Source organism: Collinsella intestinalis, assembly GCF_902501455.1.
GTDB lineage: Bacteria > Actinomycetota > Coriobacteriia > Coriobacteriales > Coriobacteriaceae > Collinsella > Collinsella intestinalis.
The window spans coordinates 256880-282022 of sequence record NZ_CABWIC010000007.1 but is presented as its reverse complement, the minus strand read 5'-3'; the positions used below and the strand labels follow the sequence as shown (position 1 = coordinate 282022).

Annotated in this window: 21 protein-coding genes and 1 pseudogene; 8 read left to right on the top strand and 14 right to left on the bottom strand. The window is 56.5% G+C overall.

Translation table 11 applies throughout. The features are described 5' to 3' along the window. Positions 1-93 precede the first annotated feature (93 nt). The gene (locus AOBCEHNH_RS02445) at positions 94-1284 is read left to right on the top strand and encodes a DUF4422 domain-containing protein (protein ID WP_152063020.1); all 1191 of its coding nucleotides are present in this window, start codon (positions 94-96) and stop codon (positions 1282-1284) included. A 40-nt stretch (positions 1285-1324) separates the two neighbouring features. On the opposite strand, the gene AOBCEHNH_RS02440 is transcribed toward AOBCEHNH_RS02445, so the two are convergent. The 13 genes from AOBCEHNH_RS02440 to AOBCEHNH_RS02380 all read right to left on the bottom strand — a co-directional run bounded on the left by AOBCEHNH_RS02440 (position 1325) and on the right by AOBCEHNH_RS02380 (position 16725). After that, positions 1325-2548 carry an ABC transporter ATP-binding protein gene (locus tag AOBCEHNH_RS02440; RefSeq protein WP_152063019.1) on the bottom strand — a complete coding sequence of 408 codons (1224 nt, stop codon included), beginning with the start codon at positions 2546-2548 and terminating at the stop codon, positions 1325-1327. Further along, complete coding sequence (locus AOBCEHNH_RS02435) at positions 2548-3390, bottom strand: ABC transporter permease (RefSeq protein ID WP_226803208.1); 843 nt, start codon at positions 3388-3390, stop codon at positions 2548-2550. Before AOBCEHNH_RS02435 ends, AOBCEHNH_RS02440 begins: the two co-directional genes overlap by 1 nt. A 34-nt stretch (positions 3391-3424) precedes the next feature. After that, a complete protein-coding gene (gene rfbA / locus AOBCEHNH_RS02430) occupies positions 3425-4327 on the bottom strand; it encodes a glucose-1-phosphate thymidylyltransferase RfbA (RefSeq protein ID WP_152063018.1) in 903 nt (300 codons plus the stop codon). Between the two features lie 123 nt (positions 4328-4450). Then, complete coding sequence (locus AOBCEHNH_RS02425) at positions 4451-6865, bottom strand: glycosyltransferase family 2 protein (protein WP_152063017.1); 2415 nt, start codon at positions 6863-6865, stop codon at positions 4451-4453. 34 nt (positions 6866-6899) lie between these two features. Continuing rightward, positions 6900-7940 carry a glucosaminidase domain-containing protein gene (locus AOBCEHNH_RS02420; protein WP_152063016.1) on the bottom strand — a complete coding sequence of 347 codons (1041 nt, stop codon included), beginning with the start codon at positions 7938-7940 and terminating at the stop codon, positions 6900-6902. Between the two features lie 47 nt (positions 7941-7987). Next, positions 7988-9640 carry an N-acetylmuramoyl-L-alanine amidase gene (locus tag AOBCEHNH_RS02415; RefSeq protein ID WP_193221152.1) on the bottom strand — a complete coding sequence of 551 codons (1653 nt, stop codon included), beginning with the start codon at positions 9638-9640 and terminating at the stop codon, positions 7988-7990. Positions 9641-9776: 136 nt separating this feature from the next. Beyond that, positions 9777-11690 (bottom strand): DUF2142 domain-containing protein, encoded by a 1914-nt coding sequence (locus AOBCEHNH_RS02410; protein ID WP_193221151.1) that lies wholly within the window; start codon positions 11688-11690, stop codon positions 9777-9779. A 384-nt stretch (positions 11691-12074) separates the two neighbouring features. Next, positions 12075-12905: an NAD-dependent epimerase/dehydratase family protein gene (locus AOBCEHNH_RS02405; protein WP_152063013.1), complete on the bottom strand. Its 831-nt coding sequence runs from the start codon at positions 12903-12905 to the stop codon at positions 12075-12077. A 74-nt stretch (positions 12906-12979) separates the two neighbouring features. Beyond that, positions 12980-13780 (bottom strand): glycosyltransferase family 2 protein, encoded by an 801-nt coding sequence (locus AOBCEHNH_RS02400; protein WP_152063012.1) that lies wholly within the window; start codon positions 13778-13780, stop codon positions 12980-12982. A gap of 23 nt (positions 13781-13803) precedes the next feature. After that, complete coding sequence (locus tag AOBCEHNH_RS02395) at positions 13804-14394, bottom strand: DapH/DapD/GlmU-related protein (protein ID WP_193221150.1); 591 nt, start codon at positions 14392-14394, stop codon at positions 13804-13806. Continuing rightward, complete coding sequence (locus AOBCEHNH_RS02390) at positions 14391-15617, bottom strand: polysaccharide biosynthesis protein (protein ID WP_152063010.1); 1227 nt, start codon at positions 15615-15617, stop codon at positions 14391-14393. Before AOBCEHNH_RS02390 ends, AOBCEHNH_RS02395 begins: the two co-directional genes overlap by 4 nt. Before the next feature lie 31 nt (positions 15618-15648). After that, entirely contained in the window at positions 15649-16017 is a 369-nt protein-coding gene (locus AOBCEHNH_RS02385; RefSeq protein WP_152063009.1) for a DUF2304 domain-containing protein, read from the bottom strand. A gap of 9 nt (positions 16018-16026) precedes the next feature. Beyond that, the gene (locus tag AOBCEHNH_RS02380; protein WP_152063008.1) at positions 16027-16725 is read right to left on the bottom strand and encodes a glycosyltransferase family 2 protein; all 699 of its coding nucleotides are present in this window, start codon (positions 16723-16725) and stop codon (positions 16027-16029) included. Between the two features lie 175 nt (positions 16726-16900). Here AOBCEHNH_RS02380 and AOBCEHNH_RS02375 point away from each other — a divergent pair, with 175 nt between their 5' ends. The 3 genes and pseudogenes from AOBCEHNH_RS02375 to AOBCEHNH_RS02365 form a co-directional block, all read left to right on the top strand. Beyond that, entirely contained in the window at positions 16901-17860 is a 960-nt protein-coding gene (locus tag AOBCEHNH_RS02375; RefSeq protein WP_193221149.1) for a glycosyltransferase family 2 protein, read from the top strand. 310 nt (positions 17861-18170) lie between these two features. Further along, positions 18171-18737: a hypothetical protein gene (locus tag AOBCEHNH_RS02370; protein WP_193221148.1), complete on the top strand. Its 567-nt coding sequence runs from the start codon at positions 18171-18173 to the stop codon at positions 18735-18737. Between the two features lie 199 nt (positions 18738-18936). Next, a pseudogene (locus AOBCEHNH_RS02365) lies at positions 18937-19197 on the top strand (ABC transporter ATP-binding protein); the annotation flags it as partial. A gap of 288 nt (positions 19198-19485) precedes the next feature. On the opposite strand, the gene AOBCEHNH_RS02360 reads toward AOBCEHNH_RS02365, so the two are convergent. After that, positions 19486-19977, bottom strand: coding sequence for an RrF2 family transcriptional regulator (locus AOBCEHNH_RS02360; RefSeq protein WP_152063005.1), 492 nt, complete (start codon positions 19975-19977; stop codon positions 19486-19488). Positions 19978-20171: 194 nt separating this feature from the next. Between AOBCEHNH_RS02360 and sufC the strand changes: the two genes are divergently transcribed. Genes sufC through AOBCEHNH_RS02340 form a run of 4 tightly spaced genes read left to right on the top strand, consistent with a single transcriptional unit; the run spans position 20172 to position 25102 of the window. Continuing rightward, positions 20172-21077, top strand: coding sequence for a Fe-S cluster assembly ATPase SufC (sufC, locus tag AOBCEHNH_RS02355; RefSeq protein WP_152063004.1), 906 nt, complete (start codon positions 20172-20174; stop codon positions 21075-21077). Positions 21078-21087: 10 nt separating this feature from the next. Continuing rightward, entirely contained in the window at positions 21088-22500 is a 1413-nt protein-coding gene (gene sufB, locus AOBCEHNH_RS02350; RefSeq protein ID WP_152063003.1) for a Fe-S cluster assembly protein SufB, read from the top strand. Further along, the gene (locus AOBCEHNH_RS02345) at positions 22500-23762 is read left to right on the top strand and encodes a SufB/SufD family protein (RefSeq protein WP_152063002.1); all 1263 of its coding nucleotides are present in this window, start codon (positions 22500-22502) and stop codon (positions 23760-23762) included. The genes sufB and AOBCEHNH_RS02345 overlap by 1 nt, the downstream gene beginning before the upstream one ends. Beyond that, entirely contained in the window at positions 23759-25102 is a 1344-nt protein-coding gene (locus tag AOBCEHNH_RS02340; RefSeq protein WP_193221147.1) for an aminotransferase class V-fold PLP-dependent enzyme, read from the top strand. The genes AOBCEHNH_RS02345 and AOBCEHNH_RS02340 overlap by 4 nt, the downstream gene beginning before the upstream one ends. Positions 25103-25143 lie beyond the last annotated feature (41 nt).

The following is a 25143-nucleotide window of genomic DNA, read 5'->3' as shown; positions in this document are numbered from 1 at the left end:
TCCTATATCTCTACGGCATATAAAATGGAGTCACTTTACCTATAATAGAATAGTCTCTGCAGTTCTTTGGACAATAGCGGATGGTGCTTCTTAATGAAAATCTATATCGCGTCTCACAAGCACCTTGATCTACCGTGCAACGAACTCTATCAGCCCTTATATGTAGGAGCGTACAGAATCCCGCATAAGGATCGCAGGCAGAATTGGCTTTACGATGACACCTATAAAGGCAACATATCAAAGCTAAACAGCACTTACTGTGAGCTCACCGGCCTTCATTGGATATGGAAGCAAAGCTCCGAGGACACGGTAGGACTTGTGCACTACAGGCGCTATTTTGAGTCTCCCGGCTCAAAACGCCACACTATCACGCAACGTGAAATCGAGCACATCCTTGATAGCCACGACTGCATAATTCCCGAGCGCATTCCCTGCCTAACAAGCAAGGGGCGCCTCGTCTCTGTTGCGGAGCAGTACAGGACCTTTCATCCTGGAACCGACCTAATTCAAATTGCAGAAATAATCAAGAAATACCAGCCTAATTACTATCGAGCATTCCTCAGTTTTGTTAGGGATGAAGCATCCTTTGCCCCCTACAACATGATTATCTGCAAGAGGGAGCTTCTTGACGGCTACCTGACTTGGCTGTTTGAAATTGAGACGCGTTTAAGTCGCCGCATCTCGCCTTTAGATGAAAGAACGCCCTATCAGCAGCGTGTCTTCGGATTTATTTCGGAGCGGCTTCTCAACGTATACCTATATAAAAATAAATGCGCCGCCTATCAATGCCCGGTCTATGATCCTTCGAACTCCGCTGCTGAACTTTATCAGCCCCTGGAAACATGTCCTAAAAGATGCGAGCAATACCGAGGAGATTGCCCCGATCCCGTTCGAAATGGGATCGATTATTCCCCTGTATTTGACACATCCTTCTATTTATCCCACTACAGTGACCTGCATGACACCTTTCGAGATTGTCCTTCATTCGCACTGGATCATTACCTAACACACGGCGTTAAAGAGGGACGCGTGGCCCATCCCCGCTTCTCAATCAACTCATACGTCAATGGAAATCCGCAAATTTGGAATGCGGTCGGACATGACCATATAAAAATGCTCCACCATTTCATGGAGCATGGAAATAACGCACAGAGAGCAATAGGCCATGAGGATGGTTTTTACAAGCAGGAGTCGACTCGTGAACAGGGCCTCAAGCTATCACCCCGGCGCCTAATGCGAGATTTCTATATCCGTGATGCCGAGCAGCGCGGATATATAGACTAAAGCGTGCGCCACATCCAACTGGCGCACGCTGAGCAGGCTATCAGTCAATTCGAGAAATACTCATTGCGCTTGGCAAAAGCAGGGCATAATCATCGGCGCAGTCCTTACGCATAATAACGAACGTGCACGAATTCTTTCCACTTGTGAATGCGATCATATCGGTAGTTCCATCATCGACCGTCTTAGACAGAAGCCTCAACGAGGCTATCAGCTTGTAGCTACCATTCGAAAGCAAACCAATGGGAATTGAGAACCGGACTGATCCCTTTCCGGCCGGACCAATTTTGATCGAACCAGAGTCAAAGGGAATACCCCCTCTCTTCAAATCATGCATTGCAATGGCGAGATAAAAATCTTCAACTCCGCGATACTCGTATTCAATATCAAATACAAAAGGCTTATCTTCAGTAACGGCAAGTGAAGAGACGGGATTAACCCGCAAAACAGGGACGATTTCACTTAGCCCGGTGGGATATTCCCCTTCCTTAACTTCATCATTTGTCGTCGAGGCAAGATTCTCGAGAGTATATCGATCGGCAACGTCATTCTTGTCTCCAGAAATGACAACCTCTCCATCCTTAATGAGGATTGCCTTATTGCAGTACTTCTTGACGGCATCCATGCTGTGGGTCACGAGGATCACTGTTTTAGTTGGGTCCTTTTTGACCTTGGCAAAAAAGGTGTCGCATTTTCGCTGAAAAGCCTCATCGCCAACAGCCAAGACCTCATCGAGCACAAGGATATCGCCACGAGCCTGAATGGCAACGGAGAAGGCCAAGCGAACCTGCATGCCCGAAGAGTAGTTCTTTAGCTTTTGGTCCATGAAGTCCTCGAGCTCGGCGAACTCGACAATGTCGTCGTACATCTCGTCGATTTCAGAACGAGAGAAGCCAAGAAGCGCTCCGTTGAGGTACACATTTTCTCGTCCTGTGAGTTCAGGATTAAAGCCAACGCCAAGTTCGATAAAGGGAACGAGCTTGCCATCAACCGTAATTGACCCACGCTCGGGTACGTAGATCTGGGAGATGAGCTTCAAAAGGGTCGACTTACCGCTGCCATTGCGTCCAACAATGCCAAAAAAGTCACCCTGATGCACCTCGAACGAAATCCCCTTAAGAACCTGCTGCTCGCGATACCCCTTTATACCTTTAGTCCAGTTGATGAGGAGCTGTTTCAGCCCCGATGCCTGCTCGGTGGGAAGACGAAAGGACTTCTCAACGTTCTCAACTTTGAGAACGACTTTGGTGTTTTCATCGGAAACCATTACATCACCTCCGCAAACTTAGGGCTGTGCTTCTTGAATACGCGAATGCCCCAAAACAGGAGAACAAAGGTAAGCACAACGGGGATCATCTGGAAGAAGATATTACCCGAGAGCTCCCAGATAATCGGGGTGGTTGCAGGGGCAATAAGATTGTGTCGAATATCCTGAATGATCTGGGCGGCGGGATTGAGCAACATGAGCTTCTCGACAAGGAGACCAGCGCCAGGGGCAACCTCAGCAAGCTTTTGCTCAACCATCGAAAGAGGATAAATGATAGGAGTGGCGTAAAAGAGGCCCTGAAGGACAACCTCCCAAATATGCTGCGCATCACGAAAATACACATTAAGCGTGGACAGCAAAAGGGCAACTCCCAAGGAGAGCAGGTAAAGCTGCACCAAGTTAAGCGGAAGCCACAACACATTGGCAGTGAACTGCACCCCGGAAAGAATACAAGCAACCACCACGACACCCAGGTTGATCAGCATGCAGATAAGCGCATTGATAGTTGCCGAAACAACGATGATGTACTTAGGAAAGTTGACCTTTCGAAGAAGGTCACCACGGGAGATGATTGACGACAAGCCCATGCTGGTTGACTCGGTAAAGAAATTCCACATGCTAATACCGAGGAGAAGCACCAGAGGAAAGGTGTCGGTGCCATCGGAGAAGCGCAGGAATTTAACGAACACGACGTACATGACACAAAAGAGCATCAGCGGCTTGAGAACCGACCAGGCGATACCAAGAAAAGACCCTTGATAACGGAGGAGAAAATCGGTTTTGACGAGCTCTTTCAGAATGATAAAGGACTCGTGATAGCGCTCTTTCAGCTTCTCAAACAAAAGAGACCCATCCTAACGAAATGATACGTATCGACTAGTAGTCGAGGTTCTGGTTGACGAACTCGCCGGCGGCGACGCGCTTGAGGTGCTTCCCGTACTCGGACTTGCCGTAGCGCTCGGCGCAGGAGAGCAGCGTCTCGCGGTCGATCCAGCCGTTCTCGTAGGCGATCTCCTCCAGCACGGACACGGGCATGTCCTGGGAGCGCTCGACGGCGCGGACGAACTCGCCCGCCTCGTGGAGCGACTCCATGGTGCCGGTGTCCAGCCACGCGTAGCCGCGCCCGAGCGTCACGACGGAGAGCAGCCCGTCCTCCAGGTACATGCGGTTGAGGTCGGTGATCTCGAGCTCGCCGCGGGCGGAGGGGACGACCCGCTTGGCGCGCCCGCACACGTCGCCCGGGTAGAAGTACAGGCCGGTGACGGCGTAGCTCGACTTCGGGCGCTCGGGCTTCTCCTCGATGGAGACGGCGTTGAAGTCGGAGTCGAACTCCACGACGCCGAAGCGCTCGGGGTCGTCGACGTGGTAGCCGAACACGGTGGCGAGGCCCTTCGTCTCGGCGTTCTCCACCGCGCGGCGGAGGTGCCGTCCCAGGCCGTTGCCGTAGAAGATGTTGTCGCCGAGGACGAGCGCGCAGGGCTCCCCTCCCGCGAACTCCTCGCCTATCACGAAGGCCTGCGCGAGGCCGTCGGGGCTGGGCTGGACGGCGTAGGACAGGTTCACGCCGTAGTCCGACCCGTCGCGCAGCAGGCGCTCGAAGTTCGGAAGGTCCGAGGGGGTCGAGATGATCAGGATGTCGCGGATGCCGGCCATCATGAGGACGGACAGCGGGTAGTAGATCATCGGCTTGTCGTAGACCGGCAGCAGCTGCTTGCTGGTGACGGTGGTCAGCGGGTACAGGCGGGTGCCGGACCCGCCGGCGAGGATGATGCCCTTCATAGATATAGCTCCTTCAGTATGGTCACGTTCACTCTATCTTAACGCCGAACGCCCGAAGGGCGAACCTCGGGCGTTCGGCTTTAGATAAGCTGCATAGCCAACAGCAGCATTGAAGTCGGAAGGTTACTTCAGCAGTGGGACCTCAGGATAGTAACCCATTGTTGCAGCAGGACGATGATAAGGGTCACCACAGGCGTAATACTTACTCCAGGCAAAACGCAGTTTGCCCTGCTCACCCATGAATCTCATCATGTTTTTGCCCACAGCATCAGAACCGCGGCTAAAGGATTCATGGTGATACAGAAGAGCATCTGGAGTATAGACAACCAGCTTGTCCAGCTCGCGCACCCGTAAACAATAGTCAACATCATTAAATGCAACTACAAATTCCTCATTCAGCCCGCCAAGCTCATCAAAGACAGACCTCTTAGTCATCAGGCATGCACCGGTAACGGCGCTTAAATCCTGCACCAGAGAAGCCCTGCGCATATATCCGGGATCGTCGCGATCAAGATTCCAGAAGGCATGTCCGGGGCTCGCCTCCTCTGCGATGCTCTGGCACTTGACCATAATCACGCCGGCGTGCTGCACCGTGTCGTCGGGATAAAGGAGCTTGGCTCCCACCACTCCAACTTCAGGCCGCTGGCAAATGGCAAGCATCGATTCAAGCCATTTGGGCTCAATCACCTCGACATCGTTATTGAGCAGCAAGATAAAATCGCCCTTGGCGTCGCGCGCACCAAAGTTATTGATGGCCGAATAGTTGAACTCACCATGCCACGTCACAACACGAATATTGTCGTACTGAGCGACAGCCTGCTCATAATATGTGAAGGTCCCCTCCTCCACGCTGTTATTCTCGATGATGACGATCTCGAAGTTGCGGTAGCTCGTGAGGTCTTCGACTGAGTCGATGCAACGCTTCAGGACTTTCACACTGTCCTTGTTCGGAATCAGAATGCTGACCAGCGGATCGCCCACGACCTCATAGGTAACATGATAGAAGCAAGCATTATCGGTCAGCTCAGCCGTCGCAGCTATCCCGCAACGATCAAGATGCTCTTGCAGAGCTCGCCTACCGGCATCATCTGCATATCCTTTGTTGCCGGCACTTTTCGCAGTCGAGGTATCGCTGATTCTCCAGTGATACAAGACATCAGGAATATGGACGATGTTCGTGGTACGCTCAACAAGACGGAGAAGGAAATCATAGTCCTGCGCCCCATCAAATGCAGAGCGTAGCATGAGCTCCTTGGCAAAGGCCGCCCTAACCGCCAAGAGATGCGTGATGTAGTTATGGCAGCGGAGAAGATCTAGATTGAAGTCCGACTTGAAATGAGGCGCAACAAACTCCCCCTCCTCGTTCAGGAAGTCCTCATCGCAATACAAGGCATCGATTGACCCATCCTCATTAATCGCCTCTGCGTAGTAGTAGAGCGCAAGGGGATCTAGCAGATCATCATGGTCAAAGAACACGACATAATCGCCCGAAGCGGCCTCGATACCGACATTCGTGTTGTCGGAAATGCCATTGTTTCCCTCGAGCTCGATGACGCGCACGCGGCTATCAGCAATCTTTGTAAGGGCATCCTGCAACGTCGCATCCTCAGGACTGGCGTTGAGGAGAATAAGCTCCCAGTTCTGATAGACCTGATCGATAACAGATCCGACCATACCGGTCAAATAGTCAACAGGGGTTCGATATAGCGGAACGATAACACTGAACTTAGGACCGACAAGGTCCACGAACTCCTCGCGATTGATTCCGGACAGGAATCGACCGCGCGCAATGGTTCGACTCTTGTATTCAGGACCTCCAGCGCAACGGTACATAGACGGCGATAGAGTGGCGAGGTAATGAGCACGGGCAGCTGGATCAAGACATAGGAAGCCAGAGCGATTCCCTTTCTGGCTGTCCGCCACAACACAGTACGTTTTACCGTCATCGGGAACTCGAACCGTGAAAGGCACCTCACGACGCAGTCCGCCCATCACCGTTACATCTGCTGGATTGCCAACGCGCAAGGAGGGACAGTCGACTGCCATTCCATTGCCATCGATCACGCGAAGAGAAGCAAAGTCATCAGATGGCAAGCAGATTTGGCCCTTAAGAATAAGTTCGCCCTTTTGAGGGGCAGAGATGAGGGCTTTGGGAGTCAGATGAATCTGATCCGCATATGTCGACCTATCGATATCTCGCATAGAAAGAGCACGATCATTTGCGAATCTGTAGTTAAAGCGAGAGGCCCACTTGATTGCGAAGCGAGAAAACATCTTCCGGGCACGGCGCAGCTCCGAGCCGCGCTCATCGTACTGGCGCATCTCGACCGACGCACGCTTGGTATCGAGCAGCGGAACGACGGCGACATAACGACATACGCCACGAGCATCCGTCTCAATATAATACGCCTCAATAGGAAGCTCAACACCCTCTTCGGAATGAGAGAAAAAACGAACGTCGCTCGCCCGATCGTGCATCTCGAACTCAACGGCAAGATACGCGACCCCTTGGCCCCTACATATTCCCGTGCAACGCATAACAACCCTTTGCTAGAACAGGAAGGGAGGCCGCCTAGCGGCCACCCTGCAACATCGTATCGATCATCTTGGCGATGGACTCACCATACCCGTCCCCCGGGACCGCCCACTTGCCGTTCAAATCCTCAAGCAGCGGAGCACACCCACGTTTGACAAGGTCAAAGCGTGGGTCAACGCACGCCTGCGCAAGCGGGTCCGTCGAGGCGTACGCCTTGAGGTGCTGCACCTGGGCGCGGATGCCGGTTCGGACGTCCCTGAAAGAGGCGGCGTTGCCCGGGGCCGAGTTCACGGCGCCCAAACCGCAGAAGTTGCACTGCTCGACCTTGACGGCCCCGCCGAAGCGCAGCCAGCCCGTCTCCTTCATCGCCTGTGCGAACACGACCTCGGCGCGAACACCCTCGGCCTTTGCCTCCTCCAGCACGATCGTACAGAAATCCTGCAGGGTCGGCGCGCCATAGTTCGTGTACACGCTGGCCGGGTACGTGGACTCGCCAACATTCTTGCGATAGTAGGCGGCCATCTGCTCCACGGAGGCCTGCGACACGCCCATGATGGGCGTACGGCTCACGGGAACGGTGTCCTCCACCACACCATACCAGGCCACGCCCTCCTGCTTCCAACCGACACTGCCGAGCACGCGGTACTCGTTGTAATCCTTGGTGTAATGGTGATTCAGGGTACCCTCATGGTAGAGGCGGTACACTGGCACGCCCTCCGCTTCGTCGGAGTACCAAGCTACGCCTTCTTGTTTCCAACCGACACTGCCGAGCACCCGGTACTCGTTGTAGTCCTTGGTGTAGTGGTGGTCGCGCGTACCCTCGTGATAGAGACGGTACACCGGAACCGCGGAGGAATCGCGCGAATCCCACGCAACACCCTCCTGTTGCCAGCCAACGCTACCAAGCACGCGATACTCATTCGCATCCATGGTGTAGTGATGGTCGAGCGTACCGGGATGATACAGTCGGTACACCGTCTTGATGGGCGCGGCGAACGCCGCCTGGCAAGGCGCCGCAAGCAGCGCGCCAGCCGCGGCAAGCGCTGCCATATATGTGATAACGCGATTCTTCTTCATATGGGTCGTTTCCCCTATTCGCTCACTAAACAGCTACGCAATGCACGCTATTCCTTAGAGTACCAGGCGATGTCCTCCTGCTTCCAGCCGACGCTGCCGAGCACGCGGTACTCGTTTGCGTCCTTGGTGTAATGATGATCGAGCGTGCCCTCATGGTAGAGACGGTAAACGGGCTTGCCCTCGTCCTTGGGCGCCGAGTACCAGGCGATGCCCTCCTGTTTCCAGCCGACGCTGCCGAGCACACGGTACTCGTTTTCATCCATCGTGTAGTGGTGGTTAAGCGTAGCGGCATGATAGAGGCGATACACCGGACGGCCATGGTCTTTGTCATCGGAATACCAAGCGATGCCTTCCTGGATCCAGCCGACGCTGCCGAGCACACGGTATTCGTTCGAGTCCATGGTGTAATGATGGTCCAGCGTGCCGGCATGATAGAGACGGTACACCGTGCCCTCCGCATGTGACAAACCGTAGTAATTGGCAATACCGCGCGCATCCGCGATACCGAGCGACTGCAGCTTCGCATCGCTGTTCAGGAAGTTGTTGTAATCGCTCCAATTGTCCAGGAACGCATGCTCCACGATAATCGCCGGCAGGTTGGACTTACGCGCCTCGCGAATAATGCCGTAGTAATCGCCGTTGCTGCCATCGGGATAATCATACTTCGGATCTGGATCGATCCAACGGAACTTGACGCCGCGATTGGTCAAGCCGAGCTTTTGCAGCTGCGCAAGAATCTGATTGCCCAAATCCGTGCCGACGGCATGCGTCTCATTGTTGTAGCTCGTGTTGTGCGGCGCCCACACCTCAGCGCCATAGGCATTCCCAACACCAGTGGAGTTCAAATGCAGGCTCACCAGCACATCGGCGCCCTGATTGAGCGCACGCTGCACGCGCTCGCGCAGCTCACTCGAAGACCCAAGCCGATCGTCGGGCGTCACGGTGAACACCGTAGTGACATTCTGATAGGAATCAAGCTCCGCCTTGCAGAACTGGGCGATCTTCCACGTGGCATTCGCCTCAGAAGTACCATTTGCCACGGCACCGGAGCTTACACCCACATGGCCCGGATCGAGCGCAATCACCAGCGGACCGGTCTTTTCGGGGTTTGCCGCACGCGAGCGACTCGCTGCCGCAACTGCAGCCGATGCCGCCTCCTCGATAGAGGCCGACTCTGCCAGCTCATCGCCACCATCACCGGTATACACGTGCAAGTCGGGGCCGCTTGCCGCCTCGCCATCCGAATAGGCAACCGCCACAGGCGCAACTTTATAGCTGCGATACGACTCATCGACCTCGGAAAGGTCGATCTCATAGGCGGCACCGTCCGCCTTGAACTGAAGGCGCGCCACCTCGCAGGAGCCCATCCCCGAGGGAAAAAAGGTGAACAGCAGGGCATTGTCCTGCACACTAGAAAGCGTGCATGCCTGCTCGGCTCCTGCCTCGTCCTGGACCGTCAAGACAGCAGCAGACACCCTCGTATGCTGCGAGAGTGATACGACGACGTTTTGCTCGGCACCAGCCTCAAGCTGAGCATTGTCGATATACAAAAAGGAAATGGCGTCGTTCGGCGAAAGCAAGGTCGCCTCGGCGAACTCCTCACCGTACGCACGACCAGCCGCTAGCATCGCCGTTGAAGCAGCAATAAGCGAGGCCGACACAATGGCCCCACGACGAGAAATGCACGCCTTATCGCTCAAATCAACCTCCACAGGATACACAATAGTAAAAAAGTTCGTTAAGCATGATAGATTACCGTGAAGTTGAATCGGCCATCTACAAACATATCCCATGAACAGCGGAGCAATAATCAATGCATCGACACGGGGCCCAAATCTAAACTATCAACCTACTAAACAGCAAGCACCACCATGTCACGAGCACCAGCGTTGATGAAACTGCGAGGGCAGTGGCACCGCAAGCCCTCTCATTAACTGAAAAACCCTTCTTAAAATTGAGCACAAACAATCCAAGAGGCAGCAGGAACGGTAACAAATAACGCGACTGGACCCCCGCAATACCGTCCGCGCCAACCGGGGTGAAGGACAGGTACAGCGCCGTGCAAATGCCGAACAATGCAACCGAAAATAGGAAGAGCGTCCACGCCTTTGATCCAACCGAAGAGAGTGCCCTACTCGCATCGTTGGTGTCCACAAGCATCAAACCGGCAAGATATACCAAAATGCCTAGCGCAAAGGGCAGGCAGGAAATCGACAAATCTCCCAAATAAGCAAGGTTAACCATTGCAGTCGCCACATTAACAGGAATCAAGTAGCCCAAAAACAGGAATCGAATCACCAGCAAGAGATAGCCAGCCGGATCGGCCAGCACATGCTTCAGCTGCAACGAAGAGTTCACATCTGCCCCCCCTCGCGGATCTCCGCTTCCACCACCATTCGTGGCAATCAGCGGGGCCAAGAATGTAAGCACCACAATGATGCCAAGGGCAACGACGGCAAAGTAATAGACCCGGCGTTTCTCAGGAGCAATTTTTTTGCGCGGCATCAAATACATCAGACCAATGAAGGGAAAATACACGGCCTTCGGTCCCAACGCCAATAGAAATGCCAAAAAAATCGGGAAAGCGGACCTCACGGTTAGCGGCTTCGGGCTGGCAAACTCCCGAACGAGCAAGGCGATCGACAAGAACCCGAAGGAAATCAACCACGGGTCATACGCATAGTTCGACGCCATGAATAGCGAAGTCGGAATCAATGCCAAAGCGCACAGCAGTGCCTTCTTGCACGGAATGATACGAATGGCCGCATAGCAAACCAAACAATACGAGAGAAGGTTGGCAATACGCCCCAGCGCGAAAATCATATGGAACGGCAAGCCCAGAAGGCGGCCAAGCCAAAGCCCCATCGCGGAGGGGATATACCCAACCATCGTATAGTTGAGAACAGAAAGGTCAACGCCCTCGCCCACTTGAACCGGACCGCGCTCAAACCCCGCGTCGAGCTCCCCGTTCAAATGATCAATCTGATCCTCAGGCCACGTTAGATCGAAATTAAGAGGCCATCTACCCATGGATGCATCAATCGAATGGCCGCCCTCGACAGAAAAGAGCTGGGTCATCATCAAATCGCTCGATGTAAACTCAGGGTCGCTGATGTAAGACAGCCGTAACGCGTTACCATAATGGACTTCGTCATCCCAGGAAAACAGGTTTGAAGCTGGGACTGCAACGACAAAGGCGATGCCAGCCGAAAGCGCCACGATTAAAAAGCCCGTCTCAATCCGCAAATGCGAACCGCGCTTGCAGATACAGACCAAGACCAATACGGTCACGATGGACAGAAGGGAAAAAGCCGTGGCCGGAAGAAAAGCGATGCCTAAGAAATAAGAGACAAGAAACCCAGCCCCTGCGCTCCCGAAAGCCACGCCCAGCGCATACAACATCGCCCGAACGAGCGATTTCTTCTCGATTCGCTTACAGCGCTCTTTGAAACGAGCGAAAAAGCCTACGGGCAGATACTCAAGACTCAGCATCTCAATGAGGTATGCGATACATGCAAACATCCCGAGCCTCTGAACGCTCCAGTCGCCCAAAACAAACGGCGATTTCGTTGCAGCCCCGACCAGAGTTCCAATCTCCATGGCAACTGCCAAGACGATGCAGGTACCAAAGAGATAAAACAGACTTCGACAACCCAGTTGGCCCAAGCACGTCTTCCGGCCTTGAATGAAATTGTGATAAACAGACGCCAACGAAAGGGCAATCAGAATGAAAGCGATCAGAATCGCCACGGAAGCCGATGCGCTCCTTTTAAAGAAAAGCACCGCAGTAACACCGCCAACACAAAGCACTGCGAACACCAATACCTTGATAAATAGCACGGCACGTGCGGTAGACGCGCTTCCAGTTCCTTTCACGTGCGAATCTACGCAACCACTCATCAAAAAGCCTTTCAGATAAGACACTCAGTCAGATGGAGCACACAGCATGTCTCCAGCAAAACACATTCACACATAGCTGCAAGAACCGCGCCTTTGTAGGCGAAAGAGCGTGCAAGGTCGGCATCCGAACAAATCCCTGTAACTGTTTACGGATTAAGAACACCACATCATTGGTGCAAATCCCCAACTTGAAAGCTCTCCCGTAAGCCACGCAAAGGATCGCGGTCAGACTGCCTACCCCAAAATCCGCTGGATTTTTCTCGCATCACCCCACACGCCCGGAGAATCATAGGGGCGGTCGGGGAAGGCGCCATACTCAAGCTGAATATCGAGGTGATTATCTCGGATAAAGCCCTCGATCTGCTCGGCAAGGGATACCGGCTTGCCGGAACAGCAGTTGATGATACCCAGCACTTCATCTTGCATGGTGGCTGCGGCGATCATATGGGCGAGCTCGGCGACCGGCGTAAAATCGTACTTGTTCTTACCCGTGGTAAACGGAAAAGTCTTTTGACCCGCCCGCGCTGCTCGCAGCAGCTTGCCGAAAATCGACTGCGACTGAGCGTCATCGCCATAGATGTAAAACCCGCGCAGCCACTGGAGCGCAAAGCCCTTGCGACCCGACTCGATCTCAAGTGCACGGCGCAGGGCGTCCTTGGCTACGCCGTACGCCGAAAGCGGCTTGCACGGCGTCTCCTCCGTGATGGCACCCTCCCAGTAACCGACCTCATGCATGGAGCCCATGACGGCAACACGGCCAACGCCGGCGTCGATCATCTTGTGCAAAAAGAGGTAATGGCCCGACAAATCCCCCATGTGGGTCGGGGCATTGTGGTCAAAGCCGTTACGCCATGCAAGATGCAGACAAACATCGGGCATCTCGTCAAACAGCTCCGCAGGGGCAAACGACGGGTCGAACACATCGACCTGCATCCACCGGGCTCGCGGGTCGCCACCCTCGACGCAAAGGTCGAGGGCATATACGCATGCGCCCATATCGCACAGCGCAGTGACAACGTGGCGGCCGATATATCCGTTCGCGCCCGTAACGGCAATTGAGAGCATGGGGACACCTTTTCCTTAGCGTCGGAATCGTCCTACTATTCTAGCGTGCCCCAGCACGCCAGCATAAAACCAACCTACAAAGCGTTGCTCTTCTCACTCAACGCATAGACCTTATTCACGAGCTTTGCAATGGGACGCGGCCACAACGAAGAGAGGATCTCGAGATCTTCGCCCTTGCGAATATCCTCACCCAAGTTGAGCGAGGTTGCGGACTCCGCATAGATGCGATGCCCCACAAGCGCCTCGGGCACATAGACGAATCGTCCGTCCATGCGCGCAAAATCCACCCAAGTCTTGTAGTCGCAGCTATTCTTGTATGTCGTGTCAAACGGCGAGGCGCCCAGGTTCTGTTTCACCAGCGTCACCGCAGGGCAGCAGATAGGGTCACCCAAGCTCAGAATACGCTTTTTCACAAACGCGCTGCCGTTGCAGCAACGATGCGCCAGCGGCGCATTCATGATGCGCTTGATGCGCAACAGCGTGTTGTTGTCAACGCGCTCACCGTCGCGCATCTCAAAGTAGTCGGTAAAGCCGATGAGCAGCTCGCTGGCATCATAGGCGTTAAGGGACGCCAGCATGCGCTCGACGAACGTCGGATCGTAATAGTCATCTTGGTGCGCCATGGTAACGAGCGGCGTCTCGGCAGCATCGTAGCCGTAATTCCAGTCGTCGCCGGCAAGGTGCGGATGAGGATTGACGACCATGGGAACTTGGTAGGTGTCGCATACCTCGCGCAGGAAGTCGTTGGGCGTCGAGGTGGACAGGATGACACGAGTAGTGACGGTTTGCGCCTGCAGCGATGCGATCGTATCCCCAATGTAAGGATTCTCCTTATAGGCACAAACAACAAACGTATGGTCTTGCGGGGTAAACATCTATCTATTCCCTCATCTTTTCGTTACACACGGACCCAAGAGGACGATTCTTCGTCAAATTGCTTTACGACGCGCGCCGGAATGCCAACGGCGACGCAGTTGGCGGGCAGTGACTTGCACACAACGGCTCCCGAGCCAACGATGCAGCCGTCTCCAATCGTGACGCCCGGAAGCACCACGACGTTCTCCCCCAGCCACACGCGATCACCAATCGTAACCGGCTCTGCGTCGAGCGGCCGGTCAGCCGGGCGCGTGCAAGGGGCGCTGCCGCTCGCACCGTACGAGCCATGGCTCGTGTCGCTCACGAAAACCTTCGACGCAAACAGGCAGTCATCGCCAATGCTCAAGCGAGACGATGAGACGAGGTGAACGTTATCGCCAATTTGGCAGCGCTCCCCCATCTCGATGTAGCCGCTCCCAAACACCTCGATACGGCAATTGCGACCCGTGGAAAGCCCGCGGCCAAAGTGAAAGTCCTTCTTTTGCCGAATGCAAATGGGCCTTCTCACCAGCATGGCACCTGGGTAGAACAGCTTCGTCATCACAAACGACCAGCCCATGCGAGCGATATCCGCAACCGAATACGTCTTTAGCTCATGCAAGATGCCATTCATGCCGCATCGCCCCCAACAGTCGCCGGCCGGGCATTGCGCACCTGCCAGGTAAACGCACCAAAACATATGACAAGACCAACGCCGAACGCCGCTATGACCGTGCAGGTGATGCCGTTCGCATCAAGCGCCTCAATCATCGGGCGCGATGCGACGATGGAAATGAGCAGCGCCGACGCATTGGCAACGAGAGCCGCACGCAAGCTCCGCATGACGATGAGGACATCGAACATGAAGGCGAACATCGTCGTGACCGCCGTGGCAATCAGCGCAGGGGTCAGGAGATACACGCTGCCCCTGATCGATTCGCCATACACGAAGGTCAAAACGGGCTCACCGAACAGCTCGCTCGCCAACACACCAGCCGCCGCCACCACGAGAATCGCCACGAACACCGAGCCGATGCCCCGCAGAAACGCAGCAAGATCTCGATCGGACCATCGCTGGGCAATGCCCCCAAGCAACGGGTTGTACAAATACGATGCGGCGACCTGGACGAGGACCGTTGGGGTGGCGACGGCCGCATACATGCCCAGCGCCCCGGCACCGCGAAGGACCTCGAACTGCTGGCGCGCAACGGATACGACTGCACCGTAACATACCAGCGTGATGACGGCGGGCAGATAGCGCTTCAATAACTCGAGAATCCGCGCGCACGCAATGCGCGGACGCGCGGACGCCAGGGCGTTGGCCTTGCGATAATCATAGAGAAGCGTCACCGACACGCACACGAAGGCGACGGCGATGATCGCGATGTTGATGTTGTCGCACAAAGCCAGGGCGGCGGAAAACGCGATGACCGAGCATATGCCGCGCACGGCCTGCGAAATCCCGATATAGTCCATGCGCATCGCCTTTTGTTCGATGGCATAGAACACGCAACAAAACGACTCATCGGCCTTGAAGAGCAACCAAAAAACCGTTGAGATGACCAGGGCTGCAGACGAAGCGGTTGCGATCAGATAGACGAGCATTGGAATAAATCCCAAGATAACCGTCACGATCCGGAAGCCCACATACTCCTCGGATGAGTACTCGTCATGCACGTCGGACACCTGGATCGTCCGCATGTTGTAGGTGGCCAGCGGATAATAGATGTTGCCGACTGCCATGGCAAACGCCAGGACTCCCGAGTTATCGTAACCAGAGGAGAACACCACCACGGCAACGGTCATCGCCCATTGGCACGCCTGGTAAATCAAACAGCCAATCGAGTTCCAAAGCATATTCTGCTTAACGGAGAGCCGCTTTGAACCGCTAGCACTCATGGTCGTCGTGCCCCCGTGCATCACGGTTGATCTCGCACTCGATGATGGCGATCCGCTGCGTCAGGTTCTTGATCGCAGTTGCCTGCCTGCTCACAATCGCGCTCAGGGAAAGCGCGATGAGCAGCAGAAACATAGACCCGGTGAAGAAGATGAAATTGGATGTCGTCTCAAAGCCCAGCATCTGCCCAAGCGCGAACAGCGGACCGGGCACCAGCGCCAATACCAGCACCGTGGCGCCAAGAGCGAGCCACAACAGCGAATATTTCAGTTGCAAGCGTTCGTGCTTCACTAAATGAATAACGTATACAAATAGTAGCAGGCAGGCGACCGCTGCCACAAAACGCAAAGCGTCCGACATGATAGCTCCCTACTTCGTCCGTCGAGACACGCTAGCAATCAGGATTGCCAGCGAGACCTTGATCATGTAATAAACGCTCGACAGTCCACCGATGGACGAGGTGCCGCCTTGACGCTCGCGCATCTCAACGGAAACCTCTTTGACAGACAGTCCGCTCTTGATGGCAACCGCGATTGACTCGGGCTCGGGATAGTCCACGGGATAGCTAGCGCAAAACAGATCGATCGCACGGCGACCACAGGCGCGAAAACCCGACGTCGGATCGCTCACATGGCGACCCGTACACAGCTTGAGAATAGCGGAAAGCCACGTAATCCCGACACGACGCATGAAAGTCGATTGGAAGCCATCGGTCTTTTCCAAGAAGCGCGAGCCAATCACCAGATCGGCCCCCGAAACAACCTCGTGCACAAGCGCGTCAAGATAAGCGGGGTCGTGCTGCCCATCGCCATCAAGCTGGATATCGATGTCGTAGCCAAATCGCTGTGCGTACTTGTGACCAGCCTGCACAGCACCACCGATGCCCAGATTCATGGGCAAATCGAGAACATTCAACCCATTTGAACGGCAGACATCGAGCGTGGTGTCACGCGAGCCATCGTTGACGACGACGTAGTCAAAGCCGTGCTCCACAACGCCACTGACAGTGTTCAAAATGTTATCGGCCTCGTTATATGCCGGTATCACGATGAGCACCTTTGGCTCCATGCGCGCCCCTTTCCAAACAAATTACGCCATCAACTAAGGGCGTAAGTTATGTAGTATAACGGTGAAAGCCACATCCCATAGCCCTGCATGGCATGTGACAGCGAAAAGGCACATGGCGCGCCTGCCCATATATCCGTATCTTATAATTAGAAAAAATCGATATAAGGAGCATCCCGTGCAATCCGCTGTTGATATCTCCGTAGTGGTGACGACCTACAATCAAGACGAGCGCGCCTTGACGCTTACACTCAACTCGATCTTGCAGCAAATCTGCACGTCATTTGAAATTATCGTTGCAGACGATTGCTCAAAGATTGATCCCTCTCCGTTTATTCATCGATTCTTTGATGAAAAAGGGTTTGAAAACTACTCGATTGTCCGCGCGAGCGAAAACATCGGAACGGTCGCGAATGTGGCGCGAGGCATTTCCGCTGCGTCAGGCCACATTATCAAGCCGCTCAGCCCGGGTGATGCGCTGTTTGGCCCATCAACGCTTGCCAATATCGTTCAATGCTGCAATGAGCACGACATACAGCTCGGCTTTGGCGGCATCATTTCATATTTGTCAGACGGCTCGTTCTCACCGTACAATGCACCGCGCGCCCTCGATTTGTACACATCCCCCAAGCAGGATAGCGGTGATGTGCTGCGTTCGCACATCCTCAAGACCGATTGGATACCGGGTTGCTCGCTCTTCTACGGGCGTGACCTGATGCTCCCCTATCTTCATGAGCTCGCCGACCGTGCACATGTCCGATACTGCGAGGACCTCGCGTGCCCTCTCAGCGCCGCCGACGGCGTTCGCATCGGCTACCTTGGCGAACCCGTCATTTGGTATGAAATGGGCACTGGCATCTCAACATCGGGCGGCAGCGCATCGGTGCGGCGAATGTACAACGACCATCATAATTTCTATCACTACTTGCCTGAGCGCATCGTCGATCAGCAGGTGGCGTGTCGGGCCCTTCGCGCTTTTTCCCTACGCGAGTTTGTGGCACTCCACACACCGTTTTACCGTATGGCGCAAAAACTCAAGCTTAACCAATATGCCGGGTCCAACACGTTCGACATGGCTCCGTTTGAGAAAGAGCTGCATTTTTTCAACGCTTGCCGAATGGATGTAATAACACAATGAGGGAAAGTCTATGGACCCTGCTCGGCGCATGAATATGATATCTACACTTTGCAATGACGATCACTCGATAAGATGGTCGAAGCCACAGTGAACACTTGTCGAGAACGCCTTCAAGCAGCTTATTCACGCTCGGCAACGCGAAAGGGTTCCCATGCCATATCTTGAAGTTGAGCTTCGCGACAAATATCGAGTCACTTTCTCCTAACTTAACCTTCTGATTGACCTCGACCACAGCCAGATGGCCAATGCGGAAAAGAAGGCATGGGCCAATCGCCTTATACTCTGCTGCATGAAGCAAGACGTTCAGAATGTGCTAAATAACAACCACTTACCGCTCATTAATAACTTAGTGTTTAGCTCGCTAGACAGCGACAACCCCATCTTGTTGGGAGTAAACCGATTAAATAACTTAGCAAATGGAATCGGAAGCATCTTAAATGCTTCGGGTTATTCAAACTCTACTGCAGAAGCCTCTCCAGGAATCGCATCGGCAATAGATTCACTGCGCCGTTTCCAGTTCAGACTATCCAGTCAGTGTCCCCCCTTCTCAATCATGCTGGAAAGCAATGCCAAGATTCAACAATTCGAAATTGATATGGATGCATATCGTCATTCCCTGCAAGAAAAAGAAAATCAAATGAGTTCCACCGCAGAGACTCTGATTAATAAGATTGAGACAATGAAAGACAGGGCCTCCCTTGATCAGGTCGGAATACTAGGCATTTTTAACGCAGTAGACTTCGTCTTCACTGGCGGTATCAACTTCGCTGGGGATACAATGCATTATACTGCCGAGGCAACAAGCCCTGCAACAGCTTGTATTCTGAGCGTGTTGTTCGGATTAATTCTATGCAATATGGTTTCTGTTCTTCTTTGATTTGTCTCCATTCTTGTGGGAAAACAAGAGCAGTTACGGCAATTCGGACTAAGTCTCTGGTTTTTTGTCAATGCAATCCTATGTGCTTTCGCTTTTGGAATTGCAGTCTTTGCTTACCTCTGTTAATTCAAATAGCCGCTGTTAGCTGTTCGGACACGCTCCTTAGAAGAGCATCACGCGAGCCGCTTCCGCAGAAACTGCTATCGCCACCATCACCGAGCCCGACATCCTCATCGTCGACGAGACCCTCTCCGTTGGCGACGTGTTCTTCCAGGAGAAATGCGAGAAGCGCATCCAGCACTTCATCGACGATGGCCACGTCACCGTCCTGTTCGTGAGCCACGCCATGGACCAGGTCGAGCGCATCTGCCAGCGCGCGGTTTGGATCGAGAAAGGCGATCTGCGCATGGACGGCCCCGTCGACGAAGTCTGCAAGGCATATCGTGCCCAGTTCGCGTAGGCGCCACGCAATTCAGGTTGGATTTATATAACTGTACGTTTTGGGGATAGTTTTCTGCCGTTTCTCGTGCAACACGCACGCCGGTCGCAGAAAAACACCAGGTCGCAGGAAAATATCCGCAGCCACACTGGGCGTGCGGCCTCAAAACCTTCCCCAAAACGTACACTTTCATTTTCAGGTAGAAGGCGAAGCCTCTCTGCTTGCATATTTTCTTGCGATCTAGACGGATCTCTGCATACGTCCGCATTCGAACACCGGACAGGGTACTGCGAAGGAGAACCCGAAAGCTTATAACTCGATATTCACCTTAATCTCCGGCACACGCGCGAGATCGGCGAGGGTCACGCCGTCGACATAGGCGTCGATCGTCTCCTCGAGGCCCGTCCAAAACTTCACGGTGGAGCACAGGTCGCTGCGGCCACAAGCACCATCGAGCCCCTCACATGCAACTGTCGAGCGCTCGCCCTCCGCCGCGCGCAGGATATCCCCAGCGCGAACCTCGGCCGCAGGCTTGGCCAGCACGTAACCGCCGCCCTTGCCGCGCACACTCCTCAGCAGCCCCGCGTTCATGAGCGGGCGCACGAGCTGCTCCAGATACTTGAGGGAAATGCCCTCACGTTCGGCAACCTCGCGCAAGGAGACCTTGGTCTGCGGACGAGGCGCGAGGGCCTCACGCGAAACGGCATCCGCACTGATGCTCTCCCCCACCGGGTCCCCGCCGATGGCTGCGATGTAAATCATCAATTTGAGCGCATAGCGGCCCTTCGAGGAAATGAGCATGGACGAACCCCCTTGCGGTAAACGATGTGGAGCAACACGAGCACCGACGAAACATCGGCATATTCTCCCAGAAATCGGCTATCATCGTATCGTTAATCCGAGTGAACTTCTAGAGTTTAGCGCGGATCGCACATCGGCCGCGTGCCCCGACGCACGCGCCGCAGCCGCACCCGCGCCCCTCGAAAGGATTTGATATGAGCGCAACACCCCTGCTCAACATCGCCGGCCTCACCGCCTCCGTGGACGAAAAGACCATCCTCCAGGGCATCGACCTCGCCGTCGGCGCAGGCGAGACCCACGTCCTCATGGGCCCCAACGGTGCCGGTAAATCCACCATGGGCCACGTCATCATGGGCGACCCGGTCTACACCGTTACGCAAGGCACCATCACCTTCGACGGCCAGGACATCACCAACCTCTCCCCCGACAAGCGCTCCCGCGCCGGCCTCTTCCTCTCCTTCCAGGCCCCCGTCGAAATCCCGGGCGTGCCGCTGTCCAGCTTCCTGCGCGCGCAAATCGCCGGCCGCCCCGGCCTTGAGATGAAGGGCAAGGAGTTCCGCCGCCGCGTGAAGGAGCTCGCCGCCGAACTCGACATGGACACCGCCTACCTCAATCGCGAGCTGGGCGTGGGCTTCTCCGGCGGTGAGAAGAAGAAGGTCGAGATGCTGCAGCTGCTGCTGCTCCAGCCCAAACTCGCCATCCTGGACGAGACCGACTCCGGCCTGGACGTCGACGCCCTCGGCGTGGTCTCCCGCGGCATGGACGCTTACCGCAAGAGCACCGACGGCTCGCTCGTCATCATCACCCACAACACGCGCATCCTCGAGCACCTCGAGGTCGACCGCGTCCATGTGATGGTCAACGGCCGCATCGTCCGCGAGGACGACGCCTCCCTCATCCCCTGGATCGACGCAAACGGCTTCGATTCCTTTGAGCGCGAGGCCGCCGCGCAGCTCGCCGCCGCGCAGGCCGCCCAGCCCGCACCCGCCGTCGACCCCGTGCGCGCCGCGTCGATGAACCTCGGCGCCGGCATGGTGCAGTCCCTGCGCGCCACGCTCGACGCGAATGGCGCCACCTGCGGCTCATCCGACAAGCAGTAAGGGGCACGCGATGGCAAAGAACCGCACCGAGGTCGCGGACATCGACCGCAGCCTCTACGACTTCCGCTATGGCGAGGAGGGCTTCGAGCGCCTGGACGCCGGCCTCACGCCCGATATCGTGCGCGAGATCTCCGAGCGCAAGAACGAGCCCGCCTGGATGCTCGAGCGTCGTCTCAAGTCGCTCGAGATCTACCACAATACGCCCAACCCCACCTGGGGCCCGGGCATCGAGGGCCTGGACATGGATCACATCGTGACCTACGTCAAGCCCAACACCGACCAGAAGAACGACTGGGAGTCCGTCCCCGACGACATTAAGGACACCTTCGAGCGCCTCGGCATCCCCGAGGCAGAGCGCAGCTACCTCGCGGGCGTCGGCGCACAGTACGACTCCGAGCTCGTCTACCACAACATGCAGGACACCGCCGCCAAGATGGGCATCGTCTACTCCGGCATCGAGGAGGCCCTGCAGGTCCCCGAGTGGGAGGCCATCATCCGCGAGAAGTTCATGACGCTCATCCCGCCCACCGACCACAAGTTCGCCGCCCTGCACGGCGCGGTGTGGTCCGGCGGCTCCTTCGTCTACGTGCCGAAGGGCGTCAAGCTCGACTTCCCGCTGCAGAGCTACTTCCGTCTCAACGCGAAGGGCGCCGGCCAGTTCGAGCACACCCTCATCGTGGTCGAGGACGACGCGGACCTGCACTTCATCGAGGGCTGCTCCGCGCCCAAGTACAACGTGGCCAACCTGCATGCGGGCGCTGTCGAGCTCTTTGTTGGCAAGCGCGCGCACCTGCGGTACTCGACCATCGAGAACTGGTCGAAGAACATGTACAACTTGAACACCAAGCGCGCCCGCTGCGAGGAGGAGGGCGAGATCGAATGGATCTCGGGCTCCTTCGGCAGCCATGTGGGCTACCTCTACCCCATGAGCGTCCTCGCGGGCCGCAAGAGCCGCTCGAGCTTCACTGGCATCACGTTCGCCGGCACCGGCCAGAACCTCGATACCGGCTGCAAGGTCGTGCTCGGCGCGCCCGACACCACCGCCACGGTCGAGACCAAGTCCATCTCCAAGGGCGGCGGCATCTCCACGTTCCGCAGCTCCATCGTGGCCACCCCGGCCGCCGAGGGATCCGCGGCGAGCGTCTCGTGCCAGTCACTCATGCTCGACGATATCAGCCGTTCGGACACCATCCCCGCGATGGACATCCGCGCCAAAAACGTCGATATCGGACATGAGGCAACCATCGGCCGCATCGGCGACGATAAGATCTTCTATCTCATGAGCCGCGGCATCTCCGAGGAGGAGGCCCGCACCATGATCGTGAACGGCTTTGCGAACCCCGTTTCCAAGGAGCTCCCGCTCGAATACGCCGTCGAGATGAACAACCTGATCAAGCTCGAGATGGAAGGGGCGATCGGATAATGAAGATGCCAGGTATGACTATCCGCCATGCGTCCGCCATGCCCGCCCCCACCTGGAGCTGGCTCAAGGTGAACGACGTCACGATTCAGATCCCCGACGACCTCGAGCGCAACTGCCAGGTCGAAATCGAGGCGGGAGACACACTCGACAACACCACCAGCTTCGAGGGTTCCGTCGCCGCACTCCAAGAGCGCATCGACAGTGCACGCACGGATAAGCCGGCCGACGAGCGCGCCATGATCACCGCCGCCACTGGCGCCGACCGTGGAGCCGAGGAGCTCGACATTCCCGCACTCTCAACCTATGAGCATCGCGCCGTGCTCTCCGAAATCGCTTGCGACATCGCAAACGATTTTGAAACCGGCGTGGGCGCCGACATGCGCGCCTACCTCAACTTCCTTGCGGGCGGCACCGCCGTGCTCGCCACCGAGGAGGGTGAGGAAGCCGAGGCCACGATCCGCGTCACTACGCACGAGGGCGAGGCTTCGGGCGCCAGCATCGACATCGTCGCGGCGCCCAACTCCACCTTCTCCATCGCGCTCTCCCTCGACAGCGACGCCGATGCCCCCGCCTTCATGGGCTCCACCATACGCGTGTTCGCCGGCGCCGGCGCACGCGTCGACATCACGGTGTACCTCACCGCGAGCGATACCGTCACCTGCGTTGAGGACTCCGGATTCGTTCTGGACGAGGGCGCCCGCGTGAACGTGCGCCATGTGGTCCTGGGCGGCGGCTTCACCGCCACCGGCCTCGCGGCCGACCTGCGCGGCGACCGCTCCCGCATCGACGTCGACACGAGCTATCTCGCTTCGGGCACCCAGCAGCGCGACTTCAACTACATCATCCGCCATCGCGGGCGCAAGACCGTCTCCAACATGGATGCCAACGGCGTACTCACGGGCACGTCCAAGAAGTGCCTGCGCGGCACCATCGACCTCATCCACGGGGCAAAGGGCGCCGAGGGCAACGAGCGCGAGACAGTGCTTTTGGCGAGCAAGGGCGTGGACAACAAGACCGTTCCGAACATCCTGTGTGATGAGGACGACGTCGCGGGCAACCACGGAGCAACCATCGGCCACGTGCGACCCGATCAGCTCTTCTACGCGGCATGCCGCGGCCTCTCCCAGGAGCAGACCGAAGCCCTGTTCCTTTCCGCAAAGCTCGAGGACGCCGCGTTGCAGGCGCCCAATGACGCCGTGCGCGCCAACGTCGTGCGCCTCGGCAACCAGATCATCCCGCATTTTGAGGAGGAGATCGCGTGATCGACACCGAGAACGTGACGTGCGACACCTGCACGGCTCCGTCTGAATTCGTCTTCGATGCTTCCGACGAGGTCAGCCGTGGCTGGCCGCGCGTCGATATCGAGCTCAATCCCTTCAAGGGCGACTTCCCGCTGCTCGCCCAGCACCCTGAACTCGCCTTCCTGGACAGCGGCGCCACCGCTCAGCGCCCCGCCTGCGTGCTCGAGGCGCAAAAGACCTTCTATGAGACGATGAACGCCAACCCGCTACGCGGCCTGTACTCGCTCTCCGTCGAGGCGACCGAGGCTATCGCGAAGGTCCGCTCCCAAATCGCCGAGCTCATCGGCGCCGTGGACGAGCGCGGTCGCGCCCGCGCCAACGAGGTCGTCTTCTGCCGCAACACGAGCGAAGCCCTGAACATCGTGGCCAAGGGCTTTGCCCCGCACGTGCTCGAGCCCGGCGACGAGGTTGCCATCTCCATCATGGAACACCACTCCAACCTCATCCCCTGGCAGCAGGTCTGCCGCGAGACCGGCGCGAAGCTCATCTACCTCTACCCCACCCCCACCGGCCAGATCACCGACGACGAAATCGCCGCCAAGATCGGCCCTGCGACCAAGATCGTCTCCTGCGGCCATGTCTCCAACGTGCTCGGCGTGGAGAACCCCATCGCCAAGCTCGCCGCGGCCGCTCACGCCAACGGCGCCTACATGGTGGTCGACGCTGCGCAGTCCGTCCCGCACATGGCCCTCGACGTGCGGGAGCTCGGGGCTGACTTCCTGGCTTTCTCCGCGCACAAGGCCCTCGGCCCCATGGGCGTTGGCGTGCTATGGGGTCGCACGGACCTGCTCGATCGCACCGACCCGGTCTACACCGGCGGCGAGATGATCGACTCCGTCACCGAGCAGGGAGCCACCTGGGCCCCCGTGCCCGAGAAGTTCGAGGCCGGCACGCAAGACGCCGCGGGCATCTACGCCACGGGCGTCGCGCTGGACTATCTCGTGAACAAGGTCGGCTACGAGACCGTCGCCGAGCGCGAGCGCGCACTCGTCCACTACGCCATGAGCCGTATGGTCGAGCTTCCCTTCGTCGACATCGTCGGGTCCATCTACTGGGACCAGCACCATGGCGCCATCAGCTTCAACGTGCGCGGCATCCACCCGCATGACGTCGCCAGCATCATGGACATGGACGGCGTGTGCATCCGCGCAGGCCACCACTGCGCTCAGCCGCTGCTCACCTGGCTTCAGGTCGAGAATCTCGCCTGCTGCCGCGCCAGCATCGCCTTCTACAACGACAAGTACGACATCGATCGCTTCATCGACTCCCTCAACCACGTCTGGAGCGTCTTCCACAACTAGTCGCACGCGACCCTCAATTTAGGGACAGTCCCTAAATTGAG